The 26,549-nt window shown below is 74.7% G+C and carries 2 protein-coding genes; both read right to left on the bottom strand.

Translation table 11 applies throughout. The features are described from left to right. Positions 1–3: 3 nt before the first annotated feature. Positions 4–14,133 (bottom strand): SDR family NAD(P)-dependent oxidoreductase, encoded by a 14,130-nt coding sequence (locus tag AC067M_RS13210; RefSeq protein ID WP_478697100.1) that lies wholly within the window; start codon positions 14,131–14,133, stop codon positions 4–6. Further along, on the bottom strand, positions 14,130–26,546 hold the full coding sequence (locus AC067M_RS13205; protein WP_478697099.1) for an SDR family NAD(P)-dependent oxidoreductase: 12,417 nt from the start codon (positions 26,544–26,546) through the stop codon (positions 14,130–14,132). Before AC067M_RS13205 ends, AC067M_RS13210 begins: the two co-directional genes overlap by 4 nt. Positions 26,547–26,549 lie beyond the last annotated feature (3 nt).

Here is a 26,549-nt window from a genome sequence, read left to right as displayed (position 1 = left end):
CGCTCACTCCCCGTCCAGTGAGGGCCCCAGCAGGCCCGCGATCCGCTGCAGGTTCTCCTCCAGCACGATGGTGAAGTGGTCGGCGTCCATCACATGCACGGTCAGATCGCGCTTCGGGACCAGGTCGGCGAGCCCGTTGCTGGTGTCCCCGTCGGTGCGGGGGATGGCGGGCATGCCGAACGGATTGCCGGCCGCGGAGAAGCCGCGCTGCGCGTGGAAGACGGTGACGTCCACCGGGGCCGGCAACGGCACCGCCTGGTAGCCGTCGAGGAGCTTGCCGTTGAGCTGGAGCACGTCCCACTTGCTGCGCATCAGCTTCAGCACGTGGTCGTGGGACAGGGTGGCGGGTGACTTGGCGACGATGTGCTCGGCCATCGAGGCGAACTGCTCGTCCAGCGTGAGGCCGCGCAGCTTCTCGACGCCGATCTGCTCGTCCACCCGCCACAACTGGCAGGCGGAGTTCCCGATCAGCATCAACGCCAGGTTCTCCCCCTCGCCCTCGTCGATACCGCTCGCGTCGACGCCGTCCCACGCCCCGGTGCCGGGCATCAGGGGGTCCACCAAATACAGGTGCGACACCTCCTCCCCGGCGGCCAGCAACTGCTGGGTCATCTCGTACGCGACCACGCCGCCGAACGAGCATCCGCCGATCCGGTACGGCCCGCGCGGCCGGCGCCCGCGCAGCGCCGCCAGGTAGACCGCGCTCATCTGCTGGATGTCGTCGAAGTGGCGGAACGCGAGCTGGTAGTCCACCTGTTCCAGCGCGAAGACCGGGTAGTCGGCGCCGAGGTGACGGGAGAGGTAGACGCAGTAGCTGACGTCTCCGAAGAGGTGGTGGGTCCAGAAGGTGGCGGGGCGGCGTCCGCTGCCGTTGACGGAGACGAGGTGGGCGCCTTCGTCCTGTTCGGCGGAGCCGTCTTCTTCGGTCACGTCGAACTCTTCGGTTGCCGTGGCCGCTTCGGTCGCCGTGGCCGCTTCGGTCGCCGTGTTCTCCTCAGTCTCCTCGGTCTCCTCGGGGCCGGTGGTCCCTTCGGGAGCATCGGCTGTGCGGAGTCGTGTGACGACTGCCGGGTCACTCAACACGCTTGCACCGTGTGGAAGTGCGACCATGACGGGCGGCGGGACGATCAGGCGCTCCCAGCCTTCCGGTTCGGCGTCTGCTGCCGTGACGATCAGTGTGCGGGCCGGGTCGGTGAGCGGCGCGGGCGCGTAGTCAGCCGCAGCTTCGGCGAGCAACGCGTGCCAGGTGGCGGCAGCCGAGAGCCAGGCGACCAACTTCTCCTCCGGCATGGGCGGTTCCGCCAGCTGACCCAGGAGTCGAGCGGCCTCGGCGGCGGTGCAGCCTGCCGGCAGCCGGTCCGTCAGAGACTCCCGGGCGCCCCAGGCCTCGCCCAGGACGAGGGCGACAGCACGCAGGTGATCCCCCTCGGAGCCTGTCGCCACATGGCCGGGGACGGCGGGGTCGAGCAGGGTCAACCGCTCGATCTCGTGGCCCTGTCGGGCGAGGGCCCGGGCCGTCTCCATCGCCACGAGGCCGCCGGTGGCGTGTGCGGCCAGCCGGAAGGGCCCGGCGGGCAGCGTCTCCAGGATCGCCGCGGCACACTCGGCCCCGAGCTCGGTGATCGACGCGCCCGGGGCGGGCGGCCGCGTGCCGAATCCGGGTGCCTGGACGCCCAGGACGGCTGCTCCGTCGCCCAGGCCGTCGAGACCGGCCAGCCAGCTCAGCTCGCCGGTGCCGCCGTAGACGGCGAAGAGGGGGGTCGCGTCCGCGTCAGCGGGAGTGGCAAGTTCGAAGATCTTGGGCCGGGCCGGAGGCTCGGCGACCGGGATCGGCTGCGGCTGCGCGGTGCTGCCGGGCTTTCTCTGCGGTGTCTGGCTACTCCCGGCGGTGAGCCCTTCCTGTGCGAGATGTGTGGCGAGCTTGCGAACCGTGGAGTACTCGAAGATGGCGGCCATCGGGACGTCCTCGCCGAAATGGGCCTGGACGCGCTGCATGATGCGCAGGGCCGCGATGGAGTCGATGCCGTACGAGGCGAAGTCCCGGTCGACGTCGAGGCTGCCGGCGGGCATGCCGACGCCTTCGGCGATGATGGCGCGCAGGTCCTGGACGCCATCGGTGGGCAAAGTGGGCCGGGGCCCCTGTGGGGTCGCATCCGGAATTGGCGCCGGGACCGGGGTCGCCGACGCCGCCCGCGGAACCGCGCCCCGTTCCGGCGCCGAAGCCTTACGCCGGGCCTCGCTCACCGCCGGCGCGGGCGCGGGCGCGGCCATGGTCGCCGCGGGCGCGGGCGCGGTCGCCTGGGGCACCGCCGTAGTCGCCTGGGGCACGGCCGTAGTCGCCTCGGGCGTGGCCGACTCCGGCAGCCAGTAGCGCTGTCGGGCGAAGGGGTAGGTCGGCAGATGAAGACGGACGGGGCGGCGGGGGGTGGTGTGCAGCGCCGACCAGTCCAGGCGGGCGCCACGGACCCAGGCGGCGCCGAGGCGGCGCAGGCCCTCTTCGGTGCCGGTGGCGAGCAGTCGGGCCGGGTCGAGGTCGGCGAGGGAGAGGTCGTCGGCGGAGCCGTCGGAACGGCCGCGCGAGACCGTCTCGCCGGGCCTGCCCTCGGCCACGGCCTCCAGTGTGGCGGCCAGTTCGGGGAGGGAGGGCGCTACCAGTGCGAGCCGGCAGGACAGTTCGGGGCGGCCCGTCTGGAGGGTCCAGGCCAGGTCGGTCAGCGTGACGTCGGCGTCGGTACCCCGCATCAGGACGCGTTGGACGTGGGCGAGGAGGCCGGCCGCGTACTCGTCGAGCCGTTCCTCGTCCACAGCGCTCAGCACGATCAGTTGGGGTTCGGGCACGGCCGGGCCGGGGTTGCGGTCGGCGTACTCCTCCAGCACGACATGGGCGTTGGCGCCGCCGAAGCCGAAGGAGCTGATCCCGGCGCGGCGTGGCAGCTCGCGGCCGTCGACGGTGCGCCGGTCCCAGGGCCGGGCGGCGTCCACCAGGTGGAAGGGGCTGCGCTCCAGTTCCAGCAGGGGGTTGGGGCGTTCCAGGTGCAGCAGCGGCGGGAGCAGACGGTGCCGCAGCGCGAGCACGGTCTTGATCAGGCCCGCGATGCCGGCCGCGGTCTCCAGGTGGCCGACGCTGGTCTTGACCGTGCCGAGAGCACAGTGGCGGCCGGAGCCGTCCCAGCCGTTCTCGCGGAACGCCCGCGTGAGGCCCTCCACTTCGATGGGGTCACCGAGGGCCGTTCCCGTGCCGTGCGCCTCGACATAGCCGATGGTGTCGGAACCGATCCCGGCCCGCCGCAGCGCCGCACCGATCACCGCGGACTGCGCGGCCGGATTCGGCGCGGTGAGGGAGGTGGCCCGGCCACCGTGGTTGACGGCGCTGCCGAGGATCACCGCGTGGACCGGGTCGCCGTCCGCCTCCGCACGGCTGAGCGGTTTCAGGAACAGCACGCCGACGCCCTCGCCGCGCGCGTAGCCGTCGGCCCGGTGGTCGAAGCTCTTGCAGCGTCCGTCGCCGGCGAGCATCCCCGAACTGCCGAAGGCGTCGAAGCCGTTGGCGTTGAGGATGAGGTTGACCCCGCCGGCGAGGGCCGCCGAGCAGTCGCCGTCCTGGATGGCCCGGACGGCTCGGTGGACGGCCACCAGGCTGCTGGAGCAGGCGGTGTCGACGGGCTCGCTGGGGCCGTGCAGGTCGAGCAGGAAGGAGAGGCGGTTGGCGAGCATGCTGTGCTCGTTGCCGGTCGCCATCTGCCCGTCCACCGAAACCCCGCGCGACAGCAGCAGCTGGGAGTACTCCGAGGACGCGACGCCGACGAAGACACCGGTGTCGCTCCCGGCGAGCCGGTGCGGATCGTGGCCCGCGTCCTCCACGGCGTGCCAGGCCGCCTGGAGGAAGAGCCGGTGCTGGGGGTCCATCAGTCGTGCTTCGCGGGGGGAGATGCGGAAGAACTCGGGGTCGAACCGGTCGATGTCGCTGAGGAAGCCGCCGGTGCCGCGCGGCGTGCTCGCGTCCGGCCGTCCGGTCGGCACGGTGCCGACGAGATCGCGGCCCGCGACGAGGTTGGCCCAGAAGGACTCCAGGTCCGGGCTGCCGGGGAAGGCGCCGGCCATGCCGACGATGGCGACCGGCTCGGGTCCGGTGCGCGGCTCCACTGGGCCCGCCATCGGCACGAAGCCCCTTCGGGGCTGATGCCGGGCTTCCGTCTCGGCGGCCGGTGACAGAGGCACCGCTTCCGCCACGACGGCGGCCTGTGACAGCGGTACCGCTTCCGGTGTCGTCCGCGCGGGTCCGGCAGGGGTGACGGCCAGGAGGTCGACCAGTCCGGCAAGGTCCGGGGCCGCGTACAGGGCCGTGGGGCTGACCGGGACGCCCAGGTCCGATTCCAGCCGGGCGGCCAGGGCCAGCACGCTCACCGAGTCGAAGCCGTAGTCGCTCAGCCGGTCGGCGAAGTCCAGGTCCCGGGCGGAGACCCCGAGTACCTCACCGATCCCGGCCACCACGGCGGCGCGGACCCGCTCGGTGGGCAGCGCGGGCTCGGCCGGCGACCGTAGTGCGGCGGTCCCGGGGACCGGACCGGACGCGTGCCCGGACCGTGACGGGACCGGGGCGACCGCGGCGGTCGCGGCGCCGGATTCCGTGGGCGGCGGGACGACGGCCGGGACGGCCTCCCTGTCGAGCAGGAGTTCGGGGACGGCGACGGACGCGGTGTCCGCCGGCGGGCGAGGTGCCGGTATGTCGGGCATCCAGTGACGCTCCTCGGCGAAGGGGTAGTGCGGCAGTGGGACGACCCTGCGGTCCTGGTCGCGGTCGTACTCGGTCCAGTCCACGTCGGCCCCTGAGACCCACGCGGCCGCGTGCGCGGCGGGATCGTCGGTGGGAGGGGCGGGATCGGTGGGAGGGGTGGGCTGGGGCGTCCGAGACGCCCGCCCGGTGACCACCCCGTGCTCCGCGCCACGACCATCGAGGTGGGCGGTCAGCGCGGCGACGGCGGCCGCCGTGTCCTCGGCGACGAAGGCGAGCCGGTACGGCAGTGCGGCCCGGCCCAGCTGGAGGGTGCGGGCCACGTCGGGCAGCGGCACCCCGGCGCCGTCGGCCGCCAGCCGGTCCCGCAACCGCCGTACGGCACAGCGGAGTCGTTCTTCCCGGTGCGCCGACACCACGACCACCTGGGGCCGCCCGGCGCCGTCTGCCGCGCGAGTCGGTACGGGCGGTGCCTCCTCGACGATCAGGTGCGCGTTCGCGCCCCCGACGCCGAAGGCACTGACGGTGGCGCGCCGCGGGCCCTGGGCCGGCCGGGCCCACTCGGTCTCCTCGCGCACCAGGCGCAGACCCGGACCCTCGACGCCCTCACGCACCGGGTCGCAGTCCGGGGTCGGGGCCAGCCGCCCGTGGCGCAGTTGGAGCAGCACCTTGGTCAGCTGGGCCATACCGGAGGCCGCTTCCAGGTGGCCGATGCCGGGCTTGACGGAACCGACGCGGACGCCGCCCTGCGTGCCGTACACCTCGGCGAGGGCGGCCGCCTCCAGCGGGTCGGCCAGCGGGGATCCGGACGCCGCCGCCTCCACGTACTGGATGTCGCGCGGTGTGAGCCCGGCCCGGTCGAGGACTCCGCGCAGCAGGCGGGCCTGCGCGGTCGCGTCCGGTGACGCGTAAGCCCCGGCGGGCCCGTTGGCGTTGACCCCGGAGGCGAGCAGCACACCGTGCACCCGGTCGCCGTCGCGGAGGGCGGCGTGCAGGGGCTTGAGGATCACCGCGCCGACGCCCTCACCGGTGGTGAATCCGTCGGCCCGGGCGCTGAAGGCACGGCTGTGGCCGTCGGAGGACAGCATGGTCGCGGCCGACAGGGCAAGGTGGTGGGCCGGGTGCAGGATCAGGCTGACCCCGCCGGCCACGGCCGCCGCGCAGTCGCCGTCACGCAGCGCCTGGCAAGCCAGGTGCAGCGCGGTCAGCGACGAGGAACAGGCGGTGTCCACGGCCAGGCTGGGCCCGCCGAAGCCGAACACGTGCGAGACACGGTTGGCCACCGACCAGGATCCGGCGGGCGGCGTCTCCCGTTGCCCGCGTCCCCAGCGTTCGAACGCGAGCTGCTGGTACGGAGATCCGGACACACCGACGAACACGCCGACGCCCGCCCGGCCTGCCTGGGCGGCCAGCCGCTCCGCGGTGCTGCCGGAGTCCTCCAGCGCCTCCCACACCGAGCGCAGGAACAGCCGCTCCTGCGGATCCGTCCGCTCCGCCTCCCGGGGCGACATGCGAAACGGCAGCGGGTCGAACAGGTCCACCCCGTCCACGAAGCCGCCCCAGCGGTGCGGGGGCCGACCGGGGGCGTCCTGGTGCTCGGACACCGTCCAGCGCTCCTCGGGCACCTCTCGCAGGCAGCGGCGGCCGGTACGGAGGTTCTCCCAGAACGCGTCCAGGTCGTCGGCGCCGGGGTAGCGTCCCGCGACTCCGACGACGGCGATGTCGAGCCGGTGTCCGGGTTCCGGCGACGGAGGTCCTACGGCGGTGCGCCGGTCGTCAGCGGTGACGGCGAGGCCACTGGGTGCCGGAGAGGCCACGGGCTCCTGCCCTCCCGTCGGCGTCGTCGGTGATCCGCCGCCCGCCCCCTCACCTGTGAACCGCCCCTGCGCCACGAGTACCTCGGCGACGGAGTCGATGGTCCCGCCGATGAACGGCAACGGGCCGGTGACCGCGCCGAGTTCGCGCTCGACGCGGTCGGCGATCTCCATGGTGATCAGCGAGTCGGCGCCGTAGACCTCCAGCGGTGCGGCGGTATCCAGGTCCGTGACCGGCATGCGCAGGGCCTCGGCGAAGGCCGCGGTGAGCCAGGCGACCGCCCGCTCGTGGCTGCCGTCCGCCGGGGCCGGCACGGGTGCCGCAGGCGTGGTGACCCGTGCCTCGACGCTCTCGGGTTTCCGCGCCCCTGGCACCGACGCGGCGGCCGGCATCGTGCTCTCCGTCCATCCGTCGCGCTCGGCGATCACGATGTGCTGGCCCGACTCCGCCTCGGGCGTGCCGGGCACGCCGTACGCGTCGATCTCCCGGAATCCCGTCGCGGCCAGCACGGCCCGCCATGCGGCGGGGCGCAGCAGCGGCGAGTGCGGGAGCCGGAGTTCGCCGTCCTGGTAGGCCCACCAGCCGTCGGTCAGACCGAAGACGACGTTCACGGAGTCGAGCACCCGGGTGGCCTCGTTCAGCACCAGAACGCCGCCCGGGCGCAGCAGCCGGCGGGCGTGGGCGAGGGTGGTGCGCAGGTCGGGGGTGGCGTGCAGGACGTTCGCGGCGAGCACCACGTCCCAGCCACCCGCAGGGAAGCCCTGCGGCTCGGGCGCGGCGGAGATGTCCAGCACCCGGAAGCGGACGAACGGATGGCCGGCGCCCAGGCGTTGCTCCGCCCGGCGCACCAGGCCGGTGGCGACGTCCGTGTAGTCGTAGCTCAGCCGGTGGGCGTAGGGCGTGAGGGCCTGGAGGACGGGGCGGCTGGTGCCGCCGGTGCCGGCTCCGATCTCCAGTACCGACACGCGGGCGGCGGGGTCGGCGTCCAGGACGTGGGCCACGGCCGCCCGTACGGCGCCGGAGCAGGCGGTGTTGAAGTAGGCCGACCGCGGGTCGTCGTGGTACAGCGGCGCCACGCGGTGGTCGGAGCCACCGGGGAACAGCACCTCCAGTCCGCTGCGGCGGCCCGCCAGCACGTCGGGCAGGGCGGCGGCACAGTCGCCGATCAGTTCCAGCGCGCCCGCGCTGTGCGGGTATGCGGCGATCAGCTCGGCGCGCAGTGCGTCTGTGTCGTCGCCGGTGTCCGTCACGGTGCCGTCGGCGGTGAGGTGCCCGCCGTGGCGCAGCGCCGTCAACGCGGCGGCCAGCAGCCGGCGTTGTCCGGGGGCGACCCGCAGCCGTTCGGCGAGCCGGTCCGGGTCGGTCCACTCCCCCGCCCGCACCCCGGCCGGGCCGCGCAGCGCGTGGCTGATCTGCAGGCGTGCCAGTCGTTCGACGCGGTCGACGTAGGCGCGGCCCGGCAAAGTCCCTGCGGTGTCGATGGCCAGGGCGTCGGCTGCGCCCCGGCCTGCCGCGCGGGCGAGGGCCGGGCCCCTTGCCGGGGCGAGGGGCCGTACGGCTGCGGTGGGCGGCGCGGCGAGCCGGATCGGTGTGATCTGGGTGACCGGGGCGGCCATGACCCGGCGGAACGCGGCCAGGCCCTGCTCGTCGGTGAGCGGTTCGACTCCGGAGCGGCTGATCCGCGCCCGGTACTCGTCGGTGGCCACCGAGCCGCTCTCGCCCCAGAACCCCCAGTTGAACAGCCGTACCCGGCGTCCCAGCCGGGCGGCCAGGAAGCGGCCGAAGGCATCCTGGAAGGTGGATCCGGCGGCGTAGTTGGCCTGGCCGGGGTTGGCGGTGTGGGAGATCGCGGAGGAGAACAGGGCGAGGAAGTCCAGGTCCTGGTCGGCCAGGACGTGTTCCAGGACGGCCGTGCCGCGCACCTTGGGGTCGAGGACGGCGCGGAAGGTCGGCTCGTCCATCCGCTCCAGGGTGCGGTCCGCGAGGACGAACGCCGAGTGGATGACGCCGTCGAGCCCTCCGAAGCGGGTACGGGCCGTCTGCACGACCCGGCGCATCGCCTCCGGGTCGGCCACGTCGGCCGGTTCGTAGTGCACCTCGGCCCCGGCCCGGCGCAGCCCGTCGAGATATCCGGCGGGCAGAGCGTCGGCGGGCCGGCGGCCGACCAGCAGCAGGCGGGCCGCGTACCGTTCGGCGAGGTGCCGGGCGATCACCGAGCCGAGCCCGCCCGCGCCGCCGAGCACCAGGTAACGGCCGCCCTTGCGCAGCGGCAGGGCCTCCTCGTCGACGGCGGGCAGCTCCACCGGGGTCAGGTCGCACTCCAGGAGGACCCCGCCGCGCAGGGCGCGCTCGGCCACCGGGCCCGTGGTGGCGGCCGCGGCGACCGCGTCCAGGATCGTCTCGGTGCCGTCGCCGGCGGAGGGTCCGGTGAGGTCGGTGAGGTCGGCCGGGTCGAGGTCGAGCAGACCGGTCCGCAGGAACGGCAGTTCCCGGGCCAGGGACCGGGTGAGCCCGATCAGCGAGGCGGCGAAGGGGTTGCCGGCCGCGCGGGCCGGGTCGATCTGCTGGACTCCGCTGGTGACCACGGTCAGCCGGGCCCCGTGCGGGCGGGCCGTGGCGAGGGCACGGGCCAGATGGAACAGGGCGATCGCGCCGTACTGCTGGCTGCGGTGCAGATGGGCCAGGTCTTCGTGGCTGTAGCGGACGGCGTCGACCCCGCCGAGGAAGTACACATCGGGTTCGAGGCCCGCCTCGCCGAGCAGGCGCGGCAGTTCGGTGGCCGGGTCGAGCCGCGTCAGGTCGGCGGTCAGCGCGCCCGGGAACCGCTGGGCGAGCCGCGCGCCCAGCCCGAAGTCGTCCGGGGTGGACAGCACGAGGGCGCGCCCGCGCGCGCCCTGCCCGGGCGCCAACGGTCCGACCGCCGTCCAGCGTGGGCTGAGATAGGTGATCGGGTCCTGAGCGGGCCGGGCCGCGACGGTGAAGTCCTCCAGGACGAGCACCGGCCGGCCGGCGTCGTCGGCCACCACCACCTGGCAGCGTGCGCTGGTGTCGTCCGCCCGCACCAGCACGGCGTGTGCGTGCCGGGCGGTCGCCGGGTCGCCGAGCAGCCGTACGGCCGCGGCGGTCGCCGGGACGGGGGCGCGAGCGGCGAGGGGCTCGGGCAGGATGCCCTGCACGGAGTGCAGGGCGCTGTCGACCAGCCCGGCGGGCAGCGCGCCGGGAGCGGCCGAGGCGTCGGCCGGCTCAAGCTCCACCAGCGCCTCGCCCTCGCCGCGCAGCAGCGTACGGACCCGGCGGTAGGCGGGCCCGTAGTCGAGTCCCGCGGCGGCTGCCCGCTCGTACAGCTCGCGGCCCGGAACGCTCGTACGGCAGCGCGCGCGGATGGCGTCCAACGGCAGGCGACCGACCGGCTCCTGGCCACCGGTCACCACCGTGCCGGTGCTGTGGACGGTGCGCGTGTCGCCGCCGCCGGTGGTGATTTCGTACGCCGTGCCGTTCGCGGACGGGGTCAGGGCCACCCGCACGTCGGTGCCGTCCTCGGCGACCTCCAGCGGCACCCGCCAGCGCACGTCCGTAAGGGCCGCGGCGGCCTGTGGGGCCGTGGCGGCCCGGGCGAGTTCGAGCTGGAGGACTCCCGCGACGATCCGCCGGCCGTCGACGAGGTGGTCGGCGACGAGCGGGTCGGTGGGAGCGAGACGGACGGTGACGATGGTGGCTCCGTCCACGGAGACGGTCGCAGGGTCCCCTTGCTCGGCCCCGTTCGCCGTCATCCTGGCCCTGTGCTCGGCCCCGTTCGCCGTCGCCGTGGCCCCGCGCTCGGCCCCGTTCACCGTCGCCCTGCTCCCCTGCTCAGCCCCGTTCGCCGTATTCCCGGCCCCGCGCTCGGCCCCGTTCGCGGTCGTCCGGATCCAGTGCCGTGCCCCCGCGAACGGGTAGGTGGGCAGCGCCACGCGTCGTACGCCCGGGCGGTCGGACTGTTCCCAGGGGATGTCGGCGCCCGCCGTGTAGGCGCGGGCGAGTTCGTCGGGTGAGCCGTGCCGGGCCAGTTGGCGCAGGCGGTCGGGGTTGTCTTCGGCCGGGGCGGCGAGGTCGGCTCGGCCGGTGCGCAGGCCGGGGACCTCGCGGCCGGCGAGATGGTCGCGCAGGGCGGCGGTGATGCCGGTGACGCTGTGCGTGACGAGGGCGAGCCGGTGGGCGAGGTGGTCGCGGCCCTGCTGCAGGGTTACGGCGAGGGAGGCGAGGGGCAGGGCGGCGGCGTCCGGCTGTTCGAGCCGGGCGGCCAGGCGCGCCGCCACGGACCGCAGTTGCTCCTCGCTGCCGGCGGACAGCACGATCAGTTCGGGTCCGCCGGGCGCGGGGCTCTCGTGGTCCGGTGCCGGGACGTACTCGTCCACGACCGCGTGCGCGTTGGCGCCGCCGGCCCCGAACGAGCTGAGCGCGGCCAGCCGCGACCCGCCCTCGGGGCGCTGCCAGGGACGGGCCGTGCGGGGCAGCACGAACGGGGTGCGGGCGAGGTCGAGCGCCGGGTTCTCGTCGGCGCAGTGGAGGGTGGGCACGAGGGTGCCGTGCTCCATCTGCAGCAGGATCTTCGTGAGCCCGGCGATGCCGGCCGCCGACTCCGCGTGTCCGATGTTGGACTTCACGGAGCCGAGGGCGCAGAAGCCGGTGGCGTCGGTGTACTCGCCGAAGGCGCGGCGCAGACCCTCCACTTCGATGGGATCGCCGAGCGGCGTGCCGGTGCCGTGGGCCTCCACGTAGCCGACGTCGCGGGCGTCGACGCCGGCGGCGCGCAGGGCGTCGGCGACGACCCAGCCCTGGGCCTGCGGGCTGGGCACGGTGTAGCCGTTGGTGCGGCCGCCGTGGTTGACGGCGGTGCCGCGGATCACGCCGCGGATCGGGTCGCCGTCGGCGAGCGCGGCGGACAGCGGCTTCAGGACGACCGCGCCGACGCCCTCGCCGGGTACGAACCCGTCGCCGCCCGCGCCGAAGGCCTGGCAGCGCCCGCCGGGGGCGAGCATCCGCAGCTCGGACAGGACAACCCACTTGCTGGGGTGGACATTGACGCAGACACCGCCGGCGACGGCGATCCGGCTCTCCCCGGACCTGAGGCTCTCGCAGGCCAGGTGGAGCGCGGTGAGCGAGGCGGAGCAGGCGGTGTCCACGACCATGCTGGGGCCGTGCGCGTCCAGCCAGTACGACAGCCGGTTGGCCGCCGAGAAGTCCATCGCGGGCGCGATCACCCGGTTGCCCCGGCCCCACTCCTCGACGCCGAGCAGCCCGTACGAGGAGCCGGTGACGCCGACGAACACGCCGATGGCGTGGCGTCCGCGCGCGTCGCGGGTGCGCGCGTGGAGCAGGCGCCGGGAGTAGCCGGCGTCCTGTAGGGCGCTCGCGGCGACCTCCAGGAACAGCCGTTCCTTGGGGTCGCTGCGCTCGGCCTCGCGCGGGGAGATGTTGAAGTAGGCGGCGTCGAAGCGGGCCACGTCGCGCAGGAATCCGCCGTGGTCGCCGTAGGCCATGCCCGGGCTGCGGTGTCCGGGGGCGTGGTAGGCGGCGTGGTCCCAGCGGTCCGCCGGGATCGGGCCGACGCAGTCGCGGCCCTCGGACAGGGAGCGCCAGAACTCCTCCAGGTCCTCGCCGCCCGGGTAGCGCCCGGCCAGGCCGACGACGGCGATGGGCTCCCCCGCCGGTACGCGCCCGGGTTCCGGGTCCGTGGCGGCAGCCACGGCCGGGCCGGCGGCGGGAGTGGGGGTGGCGGCGCAGAGCAGGCGGGCCAGCCGGTCGCGGTGCGTGCGGATCAAGTGGGCAGCCAGCTCGGCGACGTTGCGGTACTCGAAGAAGAGGGTGACGGGCTGCGGGCCCAGTTCGTCCTCGAGGACCGTGGTGAGCTTGCGGATCAGGATGGAGTCCACTCCGATGGTGGAGAACTCCTGGTCGCGTCGCAGCCGTCCGGCGGGCAGCCGGACCGTGTCCGACACCAGGCGCAGCAGCCATCCCTCGGCGGCGGCCGTCAAGTCGTCGCTGTCCGTGGGCTGTTCGCGGTCGGCGCCGTCCCCGTCGGCGTCGGTCCGGTCCGCCATCCGGGAGGCGACGAAGTCCTCGGCGCGGGCCCGGTCGCCGTACACGACGAGCCATTCGGGGCCCTCGCCGCGCACGGCCGCTTCCAGCGCGGCCAGGCCCTCCGCCGGCGGCATCGCCACCATGCCCTGCAGTTCCTGGAGGACCCGCTTGTCGCTCGCCTCCAGGTCCATGCCGCCGCCGCTCCACAGCGGCCAGCACACGGACACGGTACGGCCGCTGCGGGCGCCCTGCGCGACCAGCGCCTCGCGGGCCGCGGCGAACCCGCCCAGGCCCCGGTTGGCCGCGGCGTAGTCGCTCTGCCCGGCCATGCACAGGTAGGCGGCCGTGGAGGAGAACAGCGCCAGGAAGTCGAGCGGCAGACCGGCGGTGGCGAGGTCGAGGTTGCGGGCGCCGGCGAGTTTGGGGCCGGTCACGGCGTCGATGTCGCGGGGGTCCTTGTTGACCACGTAGGTGTCGTTGTTGATGCCCGCGGAGTGCAGTACGCCGTGCAGGGCGCCGAACTCCTGTACGGCGAGCTGGACGGCGGCCTCGACGTCGGCGAGGTCGCGCACGTCGCCGCGCACGTACCGGGCTGCTCCACCCAGCTCGGCGATGCGGGCGCAGGCCGCGCGATGCCGCTCGCCCGGCTGGGACCGGCCCATCAGGACGAACCGGGCACCATACCGGTCGGCGAGCAGCTCGGCGAGGCGCAGGGCGATGCCGCCGGCGCCTCCGGTGATCAGATAGCTGCCGCCTTGCCGGAAGACGGGCCGGTCCGCGGGCGGTGCCTCGGCGGGCAGGACCGTGCGCCTGCTCCGCCCCGCGCTGTCGTGGCGCACCTGGGCCGCTCCGGGCCGGGCCAGGGCCAGTTCGGTGAGCGCCAGCCGGACGGCGCCCTGCGCGCCGGCCGGCCCGGCGGGCAGGGCGGGCGCCTCGACGGCGACGGCGCGGACCCGGCGGTCCTCGAAGCCGGCGATCTGGCAGAACCCGCCGAGGGCGGACGCCACGGCGTCCCGGCCGGGCCCGGCGACCACGCAGGCGAGGTCCAGCGGGCCGCCCTGCCGGTCGGCGATGACCGCCCGCACGGCCGCGAAGACGGGATCCAGCGCGTGCTCCGCCTCCTGCTCCGGCACGTCGATCAGGAACACGGCCCGGCGCACGGGCTCTCCCGCGGCGCGGCGGCGGGACCACAGATCCGCCCAGGCCGAGGTGCGGGCCGGGTCGGTGATGCGGACGGCGTCCTCGGGCGCCGCATCGGCGGGACCGAGGGCGATGCGCAGGGCGCCGGCCGGAGCGGCGGCGAGGGACCGTGCGTCGGTCGCCGCCACCGCCAGGCCCCGCTCGTCGGGCCGGAGAACTGGCTGCGCGGGACAGTGCTCCCATTGCGGGCGGAAGAGGACGAGGTGGTGGCCGCCCGGCTTCAGCAGTTCGACGGCCTCGGCGGGCGTGAGGTCGCCCGCGTCGACCCGGGCGAGGATGCTCCGGCGGAAGGAACTCCCGTGCGGGGAGTCGGAGTCGGCACTCATGCGTGGGATCCGTTCTCGCTCGTGGTCATCAGCCGGTCGACCTCGTCGACCGTCAACTCACCGCGCTGCAGGGCCTCCAGGACGTCCTGCAGCCCTCCGTCAGGCGCCGGGGGAGCCGTGCGGGCCGACTCCTGGTGTGCCGGACGGCCGTCCACCGGATCGGCCCAGTGGCGTTCCGGGGCGAAGGGGTAGGCGGGCAGGGACACCCGGCGCACGGTCGCGCCCGGCTCGCGCAGCAGGGACCAGCGGATCTCTGCGCCGGCCGTCCAGGCCCGGCCCCACTCGAGCAGGTCCGCCGGCACGGGCCCGGCCGGCTGTGGTGCGCCCGGCACCGCGGTGCCGGTGGCGTACCGACCGGGCCGGCCGGTCAGATAGGCGTCCAGCTGCTCGCGCAGCGTGTCCTGCTCGGCGGCGACCAGGGCGAGCCGTACCGCCATCGCGTCGCGCCCTTCCTGGAGCGTGAACGCCAGCTCCGCCAAAGGAACCTGATGGTGATCCAAGTGGTCCCGCAGGCGGCGGGCCGCTGCCCGCAGCCGGTCCTCGTCGCGCGCGGAAAGCACGACGAGCTGGGGGCCTCGCGCAGTCGGGGGGACGTCCTCGCGCCGGGGCGGTTCCTCCAGCACGACGTGGGCGTTGCCGCCGCCGAAGCCCATCGAGCTGATCCCGGCCCGGCGCGGGACGTCCCGTCCGGTGGTGTCCTTCAGCCGCTCCCAGGGCCGGGTGGCGCCGACGACTTGGAACGGGCTGCCGTCCAGCTCCAGCAGCGGGTTGGGCCGTCGATAGTGGACGCTCGCGGGCAGAGTGCCGTGCCGCATCGCGAGGACGACCTTCACCAGGCCCGCGATGCCGGCCGCCGCCTCCAGGTGGCCCATGTTGGACTTGATCGTGCCGAGACCGCACCAGGGTTCGGCCACCTCGCTCCGTGCGCCGGTGAGTTCGGCGAAAGCCAGCCGCAGCCCCCGTACCTCGATCGGGTCGCCGACCACGGTGCCGGTGCCGTGCGCCTCCACGTAGGTCACGGTGCGCGGGTCGACGCCGGAGCGACGCAGCACCGAGGCGATCAGGCCGGCCTGGGCGGCCGGGCTGGGCACGGTGAGGGATTGCACGTGCCCGCCGTGGCCGGTGCCGCTGCCCCGGACCACCGCGTGCACGGTGTCGCCGTCCGCGAGGGCCCGGCTGAGCGGCTTCAGCAGGACGGCGGCCACGCCCTCACCGCGTACGAAACCGTCCGCGGACTCGTCGAAGGTGCGGCAACGTCCGGTGGGCGAGAGCATGCCGGTCTGGCCGAGCGCCACGTACAGCGCTTCGGTGAGGAGCAGGTGCACCCCGCCGGCGATGGCCTGGTCGCAGTCGCCGTCGCGGATGGCCCGCACGGCAGCGTGGAAGGCGAACAGCGAGCTGGAGCAGGCGGTGTCGATGGACTGGCTCGGCCCGTGCAGGTCCATCAGGTAGGAGACCCGGTTGGCGATGATGCAGTGCGCGAGGCCGCTGCTGGAGTGTGCCTCGCGGTCGCGGCCGACCGCCGTGAGGTGGCCGTCGTAATCGTGCGAGGTGGCGCCGACGAAGACGCCCGTGCGGGTGCCGCGCAGTTCCGAGGGACGGTGTCCGGCGTCCTCCACCGCGGCCCAGGCCGCCTGCAGGAAGAGCCGCTGCTGGGGGTCCATCAGGTCCGCTTCCAGCGGGGAGATGCCGAAGAACCCGGCGTCGAACTCGTCGACGCCGTCGATGAAGGCGCCCCACTTGCTGTTGGTGCGGCCGGCCGTGCGCACCGGGTCGCCGTAGACGCGCCGCCAGTCGAACCGCTCCGCCGGGATCTCGGTGACCAGGTCGGCGCCGTCGTACAGGTTGCGCCACAGCGTGTCCAGGTCGGGTGAGCCGGGGAAGCGGGCGGACAGTCCGACGATGACGACGGGGTCGTCGTCCGCCGCTCCGCCGGTCCCCGGCTGCGGCTGTGGTGCGGGGGCGACGGTGGGCGCGGCAGGTGCGGGGGCGACGGTGGGCGCCGCAGGTGCGTGGGTGACCGTGGGCGCCGCAGGTGCGGGGACGACCGTGGGCGCCGCAGATGCGGGGACGACCGTGGGCGCCGCAGATGCGGGGACGACCGTGGGCGCCGCAGATGCGGGGACGACCGTGGGCGCCGCAGGTGCGGGGGCGGTGAGGCGGGCGCAGGCGTCGGGGGCGTTCTCGCGCAGGTGGCCTGCGACGGCGTCGAGGGTGGTGCACTCGTACAGCAGCACCTTGGGCAGCCGCCCGAAGTCTCCCTCCAGCCTGCGCACCAGCTGGATCGCGCCGAGCGAGTCGAGGCCGTAGCGGTCGAAGGTCGCGGTGGGGTCGATGTCGGCGACGGGCACACGGAGGAAGTCGGCGAAGATGACGGCGAGGTGGTCGATCAGCGCGGCTTGCGCGGAACCGGCCGGGACGGGGGCGGGCGGAGCGTCGAGGGCGGCGGCCGTGGTCTGCGCGGTGGCAGGGGTCGCGGCCGTGGTGTGTCCGGCGGCCGCTGGGGCGACCGTGGCCTCCCCCGCGTGCGGTGTCACGGCCGTGGTCTCTCCGGTCGCCGGTGTGCCGGCCGCGCTGTCGCCGATGGCAGGTGCGCGTGCCGGGCCCACGGCCGCCGCGAGCAGGACGGACTGGTCGAGTTCGTCCTCGGGCAGGTCGGCCGCGCCGAGCGGACGGACGCCCGTGAATCCGGCCCCCTCCAGGGCCGTGCGCCAACGCCGGACGTCCAGCAGCGGGGCACCGGGCAGGCGTTCCGCCGGTTCCTCGAACGCCCACCAGCCCGGGATCATGCCGAACATCAGGGCGAGGTAGTCGAGGTTGCAGGTGACCTCGTTGAGCACCAGCAGTCCGCCGTCGGCCAGCAGGCCCCGCAGCCGGTCGAGGCTGCGGGAGACCCGCCGGGTGGCGTGCACGACGTTCGCCGCGAGCACCAGGTCGGCGCAGCCGGGGGCAAAGCCCTGAGCCGACGGGTCCGCCTCCAGGTCCAGCACGTCGAAGCGGAGCGGCACGCCGCGCGCGCCGAACTCCCGCTCGGCGGCGCGGAAGAAGGACGCCGAGACGTCGGTGTAGCGGTAGTCGACGCGTGCCGCGTCCGGGCCCAGGGTCGCGAGGAGTTGCAGGACGCGGTCGGTCGTGCCGCCGGTGCCCGCGCCGGCCTCGACGATCCGCACCGGCCGCCCGGGTTCCGCGGCCAGCCGCGCGGCGACGAAGCCGTGGACGGCGCGGGCGACGAGTTCGTTGTAGTGGTCGGCGATGGCGTTGCCCCGGTAGATGCCGGCGAGGACGTCCGGGTTGTCACCGGAGAAATACAGCTCCAGCGCGTCGGTCCGGCCGGCCAGCACGTCGGGCAGCGCCGGCAGGCACTCGGCCACCAGACGTACGTGGGCGGCGAGTTCGGGATGCCGGGCGAGCAGCGCGTCCAGCTCGCCCGCGGTGTACGGGCTCGGGTCGGTGGCGCGGCTGCGGCGCAGCACGCCCTCGATCACCCGGGTCAGCCGGTCGTACGAGGGGTCGGCGGCCAGCCCGTCCAGAGCACCCGACGCCAGCGGATCACCGCCCACTCGGGCCCGCAGGTCGGCGTCGAGCATCCGCCCGGCGGTGACACCGAGTTGCCGCAGCGCGGAGGCGATCTGCCGGCCGTCGTAGGCACTCGTCCGCAGCCAGGCGTCGGCGGCCTGCTCGGCCGCGGCGGCGGGCGCGGGGGACGCCGCGGCGGTGGGGAGGGGTGCTGGTCGGGCCGCGGCGTCGGCGCCCGCGGCGGTCACCGGCGCCGTGCTGGACGAAACCGGCGCCGCCGCCACCCAGTGGCGTTCACGGGCGAACGGGTACGTCGGGAGAGGCGTGCGCGGGGCTGCTGTCGCCGGGCCTCCCGGCCAGGTGTCGATGGTGCCGTCCGTCCACCGGCGGGCGGCCTGTACGGGGGAGCCCATGGGGTCGACGCCGACGGGACGCACCCGGTCTCCGGTCAGTGCGGTGGCGAGCAGTTCGTCCAGGCCGCGCAGCAGCGAGCGACGGTCGGTGGCGACCACGGCGGCGCGCGCGGCGAGCGGGAAGCGGCCGTACTGCAACGTCGCGGCGATCGAGGCGAGCGGCGCTTCCGAGTCGGCCACGAAGGTCCGCTGACGGGCGATCACCTCCCGCAGCCGGTCGTTGTCCGCGGCCGAGTACGGGAACACGAGCGGTCCCTCGGCTGGCACCACGCGCCGCTGGGCCGCCGGGGCCTGCTCCAGTACGACGTGGGCGCACGCGCCGCCGAAGCCGAACGAGCTGACCCCGGCCCGGCGCGGCTGCCCGGCGGCCGTCTCCCACGACTCGGTGGTCCGGTTGATGCGCAACGGCCCGCCGTCGAGCGTGCAGTAGGGGTTGGCGTTGCCGTAGCCGGGCATGGCGGGCAGCACGCCGTGCCGGACCGTCAGTACCGCCTTGACGAGGCCGGTCAGGCCCGCTGCCGCCTCGGTGTGGCCGAGGTGGGCCTTGGCGGTGCCCAGGACGCAGAAGCCGGTGCCGGAGGTGTGCTCCGCGAAGGCCGCGGTGAGGCCGTCGATCTCCACGGGGTCGCCGAGCCTGGTCCCCGTGCCGTGCGCCTCCAGGTAGCCGAGCGTGTCGGGGCTGATGCCCGCGTCGCTCCAGGCGGCCCGCAGGAGGTCGGTCTGCCGGGCCGGGTTCGGCGCGGTGACGGCTCCGGCCCGGCCGCCGTGGTTGGCGGCGCTGCCCCGGATCACGGCGTGCACGGGGTCGCCGTCCCGCAGCGCGTCCGCGAGCGGCTTGAGCAGGACGGCCGCGACGGCTTCCGCGGGCACATAGCCGTCGGCCCGCTCGTCGAAGGCGTGGCAGGCGCCGCTCGGCGACAGCGCGCCGATCGCGGACAGCTGCGTGTAATGGCGGGGCGTGAGGATGAGGTTGGTGCCGGCGGCGAACGCCATCCGGCACTCGCCGCGCCGCAGCGCGCTCACCGCGAGGTGGACGGCGTAGAGCGAACCGGAGCACGCGGTGTCGACGGTGAGGCTGGGGCCGGTGAGGTCGAAGAAGTGCGAGGGCCGGTTGGCGGACATGGAGACCGCCGTGCCGATCGGCGCGTACGGGCCCTCCGCGCGGCCGGCGCGGACCATCTCCTCCTCGTAGTCGCGGAAGGAGCGGCCCACGAACACGCCGGTGTCGGAGCCCTGGAGCCGGCCGGCCACCGCCGCGTCCTCGGCGGTCTCCCACAGCACCTCCAGCAACAGCCGGGACTGCGGGTCCATCGTCTCCGCCTCGTCGGCGGACATGCCGAACAGTGCGGCGTCGAAGCGGTCGGCGCCGGTGAGGAAGCCGCCCCGCGGGCAGTCGGTACGGCCGTCGCCGCCCTGCGGGTCGTACACCGCCCGGTGGTCCCAGCGGTCAGCCGGTACGTCGGTGACGAGGTCGTCGCCGTTCAGCAGGCGCTGCCACAGTTCGGCGGTGTGACGGGCGCCGGGAAAGCGTCCGGCCATGCCGATGACGGCGACGGCGCTGTCGGCGGCCGGGCGGGGATCGGGCGGGGCCGGTGCGGGCTGCGGCGCGGCGACCGGTTGCGCCGCCGTCCGGGCCGGGCCGGCCGGGGCCAGGCGGGTGGTCTCCTCGGGGAACTCCGCGCGCAGGTGTGCGGCCAGCCGTGGCACGTCGGGGAAGCGGAAGAAGACGGTCGGTACGAGGGGACAGCCGAGGTCGCTCTCGATGCGGTCGTTGAGCGCCATCAGGTCGGCGGAGGTGAGCCCGAGGTCGAGGAAACCGCCCGGGCCGGGGACGGCCGGGGTGCCCAGCCGTTCCCGGACCAGTTCTTCGAGGTAGTGGGTGACGGCGTCGAGGACGGCATCGCCCGTGGCCATGCGGTTCGCCTCGTCAGCGGTGACGGTGCCGGTGCCGCGGTCCGCGACGGCCGCCGGAGGCTCCTCGTAGGCGTCGAGGTGCGGGGCGCCGGCCGGGGGCAGATCACTGCCGGGGCTGCCCGCGCCGGCGGTGATCCACCGGCGTCGGCGGTCGAACCGGGTGAGCGCGAGCGGGACACGGCGCGCGGTGTGCCCGTCGGGCGCCTGCTCCAGCAGCACATGGCAGTTGGTGCCGCCGAACCCGAAGGAGGACACCGCCGCGCGGCGCGGCGTTCCGGGCCGCGCGGGCCAGGGCCGGCCGGACGTCACGGGGTAGAAGGGGGTGCGCTCGAAGCCGAGCCGGGGATGCGGCTCGGCACAGTGCAGGGTCGCGGGCAGATAGCCGTGCTGCACGGCGAGCACCGTCTTCACGAACGAGGCGATGCCGCCCGCGTGCAGGAGCGCGCCCAGATTCGACTTCACGGAGCCGACGGCGCAGTGCTGCGTGCCACTGCCCGGGCCGCCGTAGACCTCGGCCGCCGCGTGGATCTCGATCGGGTCGCCGAACCGGCTGGCCGAGCCGTTGACCTCCAGGTAGCCGATGCTGGAGGAGTCGATGTCGGCCGCCCGCAGCGCGGTGCGCAGCAGGTCCGTCTGGGCCTCGTGGCTGGGCGCGGTCAGGCCGAGGGTGCGGCCGTCGTTGTTCACGGCGGAGGCGAGGAGGGTGGCGAGCACCTGGTCCCCGTCGCGCAGGGCCTGTTCCTCGGTCTTGAGGAGCACCATCCCGAGCCCCTCCCCGGGTACCGTGCCGGTGGCCTCCCGGTCGAACACCCGGCTGTGGCCGTCCCGGGAGAGCACGCCCGCCCGGCCGAGGCCGAGATAGACGAACGGGTCGAGCAGCAGCTCGCAGCCGCCGGCGACGGCCTGGTCGCACTCTCCGGCGAGCAGGCTCTGCGCGGCCTGGTGCACGGCGACCAATGAGGACGAGCACGCCGTGTCCACGGCCAGGGACGGGCCGCGGAAGTCGAAGACGTGACTGATCTGGGTTGCCACCATGTTGGGCAGGGCGCTGACCAACAGTTGCGGGGTGGTGGGCGGGCCGCCGATGCAGTTGCGGCGGACGTAGTCGTTGGCGCCGACACCGAGGAAGACTCCGACGCGTTCACCAGCGAGTTCCTTGCGCGAGTAGCCGGCCCGGTCGAGCAGTTCCTGCGCCAGCTCCAGGCAGAGCCGCTGCTGCGGGTCCATCCATGCGGAGTCCTGCTCGCTGATGCCGAAGAACTCGGCGTCGAAGCGGTCGATGCCGTCGATGAATCCACCCCAGCGGGCCGCGTCGACGACGTCCGGGTCGGCTCCCTCGAACCAGGCCGGGGACCAGCGGTCGGCGGCGGTGCGGGAGACGGAGTGGATGCCGCGCACGAGGTTCTGCCAGAAGTCCTCGACGGAAGAGGCACCGGGTACGCGAACCGCCGCGGCCACGACGGCGATACGCCCGGACGCGGACCGCCGTCCTCCGAGGGAGGCGTACGCGGTCGGTACGGCAGCAGGGGGAGCCGGCTCCGGAGTGAGGGCGTCCGGTTCGGTGGTCGGTGGTCCGGCCGGCGCCGGGAGTTCGTCGGCCAGGTGGTCGGCGAGCGCGCGCAGGGTGCGGCGGCGGGCGACGACGGACGGGACGACAGCGGTGCCGTAGCGCTGTTCGAGGATGTCCAGCACGCGCATCGCGGCGATGGAGTCCACCCCGTAGTCGGCGAGGTCCTCCTCCGGGTCGAGATCCTCCACCGGTACCTTCAGCACGTCCGCGAAGAGGTCCGCCAGTTCACGGCAGAGCGCGTCGGCGTCGGTCCCGGGCCGCGGTACACGCGGCTCGGCGGGGTGCAGCGTGAGCCGTTGCTCCAGCCGTCGTACGTCTCCCCGGAACACGGCCAGTTGGGCGGCGCGGTGCCGGAGGGCGAACTCCAGCGCGGCCAGGCCGTCCGCCGTGCTCAGTGGTTCCAGGCCGTTGACCTCCAGCACCGGCCCCTCCACCGCGGGGTTGATCCGCATGCCGCCGTCCGCCCACAGGGGCCAGTTGACAGACAGGGTGCGGCCGTGGCGTTCGCCGCGGGCGCGCAGCGCCTGCCGGTGGTGGGCGAAGGCGTCGAGGTAGCGGTTGCCGGTGGTGTAGTCGGTGGTGCCGACGGTGCCGAGCACCGAGGTGGTGGAGGAGAACAGCAGGAAGTAGTCGAGCCGCGCGTCCCGGGTGGCCTCGTCCAGCAAACGCGTGCCGAGGATCTTGGGCGCGGTGACCCGTTGGATCCCGGCGAAGTCCTTGTTGAGCAGCAGTCCGTCCTCGACCACTCCGGCGGCGTGCAGAACGCCGGTGAGCGGGCCGAGGTCGGCCACGACGGCCCGGACGGTGTCCGCGACGGCGCCGCGGTCGGTGACGTCGCAGGAGTAGTAGCGGGCCCGCGCACCCAGCGCGGCGAGTTCGGCGACCGCCGCGGACTGCTCCGCGCCCTGCGCGGACCGCCCGAGGAGGGCGATGTTGACCCGGGCCCGTCCGGCCAGGTGCCGGGCGACCAGCCGGCCCAGGCCGCCGGCGCCCCCGGTGATCAGGTAGGTGCCGCCGTCCCGGGCGAGCGGGACGGCCGGTCCGTCGGCGGCCGCCACCCGCCGGAAGCCCAGCACCTCGCGTCCCGCGGGGCGCACCCGTACCTCGATGTCCTGCGAGGCCACGACCTCGCCGAGCAGCGCGCCGCACTGATCCTCGATGCCGAGGGCCGGATCCAGCCACACCGTCTTCAGCGCCAGCTTGGGCTGTTCGCGCCGCACTCCGCGCGCCAGGCCGCCCACGGCCGCGTGCTCGGGGTCCTCCCCGTCGGCCGCGTAGGCGTACAGCACCGGCAGCGGGGACTTGCAGGACGTCAGCCAGGCGCGGGACAGGGCGAAGGCGGTGTCACGGGCCTCGGCCGGGTCATGCCGTGCCGCGAGGGGCCACAGGTCCAGGACGGCCACCGGGTCGGCGCCTTCGGCGCGCAGCGCGTCGGCGACCGCCCGGTGGTCGTGTTCGGCCACCGGGTCGACGGTGAACTCGTCGGCGCCCGTGCGGGCGAAGCCGGCCCCGCGGCGCACGGCGACCACCCGGGCCACCCTTCGGCGCAGTTCGGCCACCCGCCCGGGGTCGTCGTCCAGCACCAGCAGCACACCGTCGGGCAGAGCGCCGCCCGCCAGGGGGCCGGGTGCCCACACCGGTTCGTAGACGAGCAGGCCGTCCGGTACGGCGGGGGCGGCACCGGAGTCGGCGGGGGCAGTGCCGGGCACGGTGGGGCGCGGGGCGGTGGGTGCCGCGGCCGCCGCGGCCGGGCTGCGGTCGGCGGCTGTCGGCGCCGTCGGCTCCGCGGTGCCGGGGGCGTGGGCGGGCGCGACAGCCTGGGCGGCGGCCACGGAATCCGGAGCAGCCGTCACGGCACCGTCGGCGCCGGCACGATCAGCCGCGGGTGCACGCACACCCGCACCCGCACCCACACCCGCGTCCATCGGTATCCAGCACCGCTTCCGCTCGAACGGATACGTCGGCAGCGACACCCGTCGTCCGGCGTACGCCGGCCAGTCCACGTCAGCGCCACGGACCCAGGCCGCGGCGGTGCGGGCCGGGTCGGTGCCGTCCGCCCGGCCGCCGCCGTCCCGTCCGGCCCGGCCCGTGAAGACCCGCCCGGAGTCGCCCCGTCCGGCGGCGTGGGCCGTGAGCAGGTCCACCAGCTCGGCCGTGTCGCGGGCCACCACCGCGAGCCGGTGTTCCAGGGCGCGGCGGCCGGTCCGCAGCGTGTGGGCGACGTCGCCGAACGGCAGCTCCGGCTCCTCGGTGAGGAAACGGCGCAACTGTTCCGCCTGGGCCCGCAGCGCCTCGGGGGTGCGGGCGGACAGCGGGACGACCTGGGGGCCCGTGGGCGCGTCGGGCCGTACGCCCTGGTCGCCGGTGTACTCCTCCACCACCATGTGGACGTTGGCCCCGCCGAAGCCGAAGGCGCTGATCCCGGCGCGGCGCGGAGCGGGCTGTCCGGTGCGGGGGTCGACGGCCTGCGGCCACTCTCGCCGTTCCCGCGCCACGTAGAACGGACTGTCGTCGAAGCGGATCTCCTGGTTGAGGCGCTCGGTGTGCAGCGTGGGCACGATCGTGCGGTGCCGCATCGACAGCAGCACCTTGGTGAGGGCGGCGATGCCCGCGGCGGCTTCGAGGTGGCCGACGTTGGACTTCAGCGAGCCGACGGCGCAGAAGCCGCGTCGGTCGGTGGAGCGCCGGTAGGCCTTGGTGAGCGAGGCGATCTCGATCTGGTCGCCGAGCGTGGTGCCGGCGCCGTGCGCCTCGACGCTGGTGATGGTCTCCACGTCGACGTCGGCGCGGCGCAGCGCCTCCAGCACCACCCTGCCCTGCGCGTCCGGGCTGGGCACGGCGAAGCCGCTGGTGCGGCCGGAGTGCTGGACGGCCGAGCCGCGGATGACGCCGTAGATGTGGTCCCCCGCCGCCTCGGCCTCGGCCAGCGGGCGCAGCAGCACCGCGCCGACGCCTTCACCGGGCACGTAACCGTCGGCGCCGGCGCCGAAGACGCGGCAGCGGCCGTCGGTGGACAGCAGGTTGTTCTCGGCGAGCCGGAGGTACTTGAACGGGTGCAGGGAGAGGTTGACGCCACCGGCGAGGGCGGCCCGGCACTCGCCGCGCCGGATCGCCTCGCAGGCCAGGTGGATGGTGGTCAGGGAGGAGGAGCAGGCGGTGTCGAGGGAGACGCTGGGGCCGCGGAAGTCGAAGGCGTAGGAGACGCGGTTGGTGATGAGGGAGAAGGTGGAGGCGACGATCTGCGGGTTGTCGCGCGCGAGTTGTTCCAGGGCGTGGAGCTGGTAGTCGTTCCACATGACGCCGGCGAAGACGCCGACCGCGCCCCCGGTCTGCCGGCCGAGTTCCTCGGGGGTGTACGCGGCGTCCTCGACGGTCTGCCAGGCGGTCTCCAGGAAGAGCCGCTCGTGCGGGTCCATCAACTCCGCCTGGCGCGGTGAGATGTTGAAGAACAAGGGGTCGAAGTCCTCCACGCCGTCGAGGAATCCGCCCCACTTGCCGTGGGTCTTGCCGCTGATGTGCCGGCCGGGTGCGAACCAGGGTGCGTGGTCCCAGCGTTCGGGGGGCACCTCGGTCACGCAGTCCCGCCCGTCCCGCAGCACCTGCCAGAACTCGCGGATGCCGGCCGCGCCCGGGTAGCGTCCGGCGAGACCGATCACGGCGATGGGCTCCTCGCCCGCGCCGGGTACGGGCTCGGGCGGGTGTGCCTCGGTGACCTCGGCCCGGGGGGCGGGTGCCTGGACGGCGGGTGCCGGGTCGGCGGGTTCCTGCGGGGCGGGCGTGCCGCCGAGCGTGTGGCCCTGGCCACGCAGATGGGCGGCCAGACTGTTCACGGTGGGGTACTCGAACAGCAGGGTCGGATACAGCTCGGTGCCGAGCAGTTTCTCCAGGGACACGGCAATGGTCAGCAGGTTCACCGAGTCCAGGCCGAGGTCGTAGAACCCGCGGTCCTGGTCGACCGGCGCGTCGCCGCTGCCCAGCGCCTCCGCCACCAGGTCGCTGATGACGTTCTCCAGGCTGCGCTCCCCCTCGGTGGTCGGCTCGGCCGGCGGCAGCGGGCGCGGCACCGGCGGCGTCTGCGCGGTGGCCGCGGCGCCTGCGGCGAGCCGGGTGATGAGGTCGGCGGTGCGCACCCGCTTGGCGCGGAACCCGGTGATCCGGGCGACCACGCTGCCGTCGGGGTGGCAGATGTGAAGGTCGGCGGTGACGGTCTCGGCGTCCAGCTCCCGCTGCTCCAGGCGCGGCACGTACACCTGGGCGGCGGCGCCTAGCGGGCCGTGGGCGCGGAAGGACTCGATGTAGATCGGGATGAAGGGCCGCGCGGCCCGCTCCCGCTGCGCGGGCTCGAACTGCAGGAAGGGCACCAGGGTGGAGAAGTCCAGGGTGACCGGGTGGATGTAGAAGTGGTCCAGGTACTCCTGGGCCTCGGGGCCGAGCCGTACGTCGCCGAGGGAGAAGCCGTCGCCGCGGTGGACGGTGCCGTCCACCTTCATGAAGTCGCGGTGGTGGATGTCGACCTGGCGGGCGAAGGCGTACAGCGCGTCCGCGTCGCAGACCTGGTCGGCGGCGGCCTTCAGCCGGTCGGTGTCGACGCGTCCGGCCGGTTCGGGCACGGACAGCCGGATCTCGGCCTGGAAGTTGGTCTCCCAGGCCTCATCGAGCACGACTCCCCCGCTGACCGGTCTGCTGCGCACGGTCACGGGCAGCACCCCCTGCGGGGACGGGGAGTCCACGGCGATCTGCAGCTGCCGGTCCCGGTCTCCCGCGGCGACCACGGGCGCGATGAACAGACAGCGGCGCAGTTCGGCCGCGGCCGGGTCCACCCCGGCATGACGCAGCAGCCGAAGGACCAGGTCCAGGAAGAAGACGCCCGGCAGGACGGGGGTGCCGTGCACGAGGTGGCCGCGCACGATCTCGTCCTGGGCGGTGACGCTGGTGACCAGGTGACGGCCGGCCAGGCGGTGCTGATCGGCCTCGAAGCGGGGATCGACCATGGTCGACATGGG

This window comes from Streptomyces sp. NPDC043427, assembly GCF_056436655.1.
The sequence above is the reverse complement of the archived record's forward strand: the minus strand, read 5'-3'. Positions and strand labels throughout refer to the sequence as shown.

Excerpts from the sequence above, each read along its gene's own strand:
- AC067M_RS13210 (WP_478697100.1), bottom strand. The coding sequence starts at position 14,133 with ATGAGTGCCGACTCCGACTCCCCGCACGGGAGTTCCTTCCGCCGGAGC.
- AC067M_RS13205 (WP_478697099.1), bottom strand. The coding sequence starts at position 26,546 with ATGTCGACCATGGTCGATCCCCGCTTCGAGGCCGATCAGCACCGCCTG.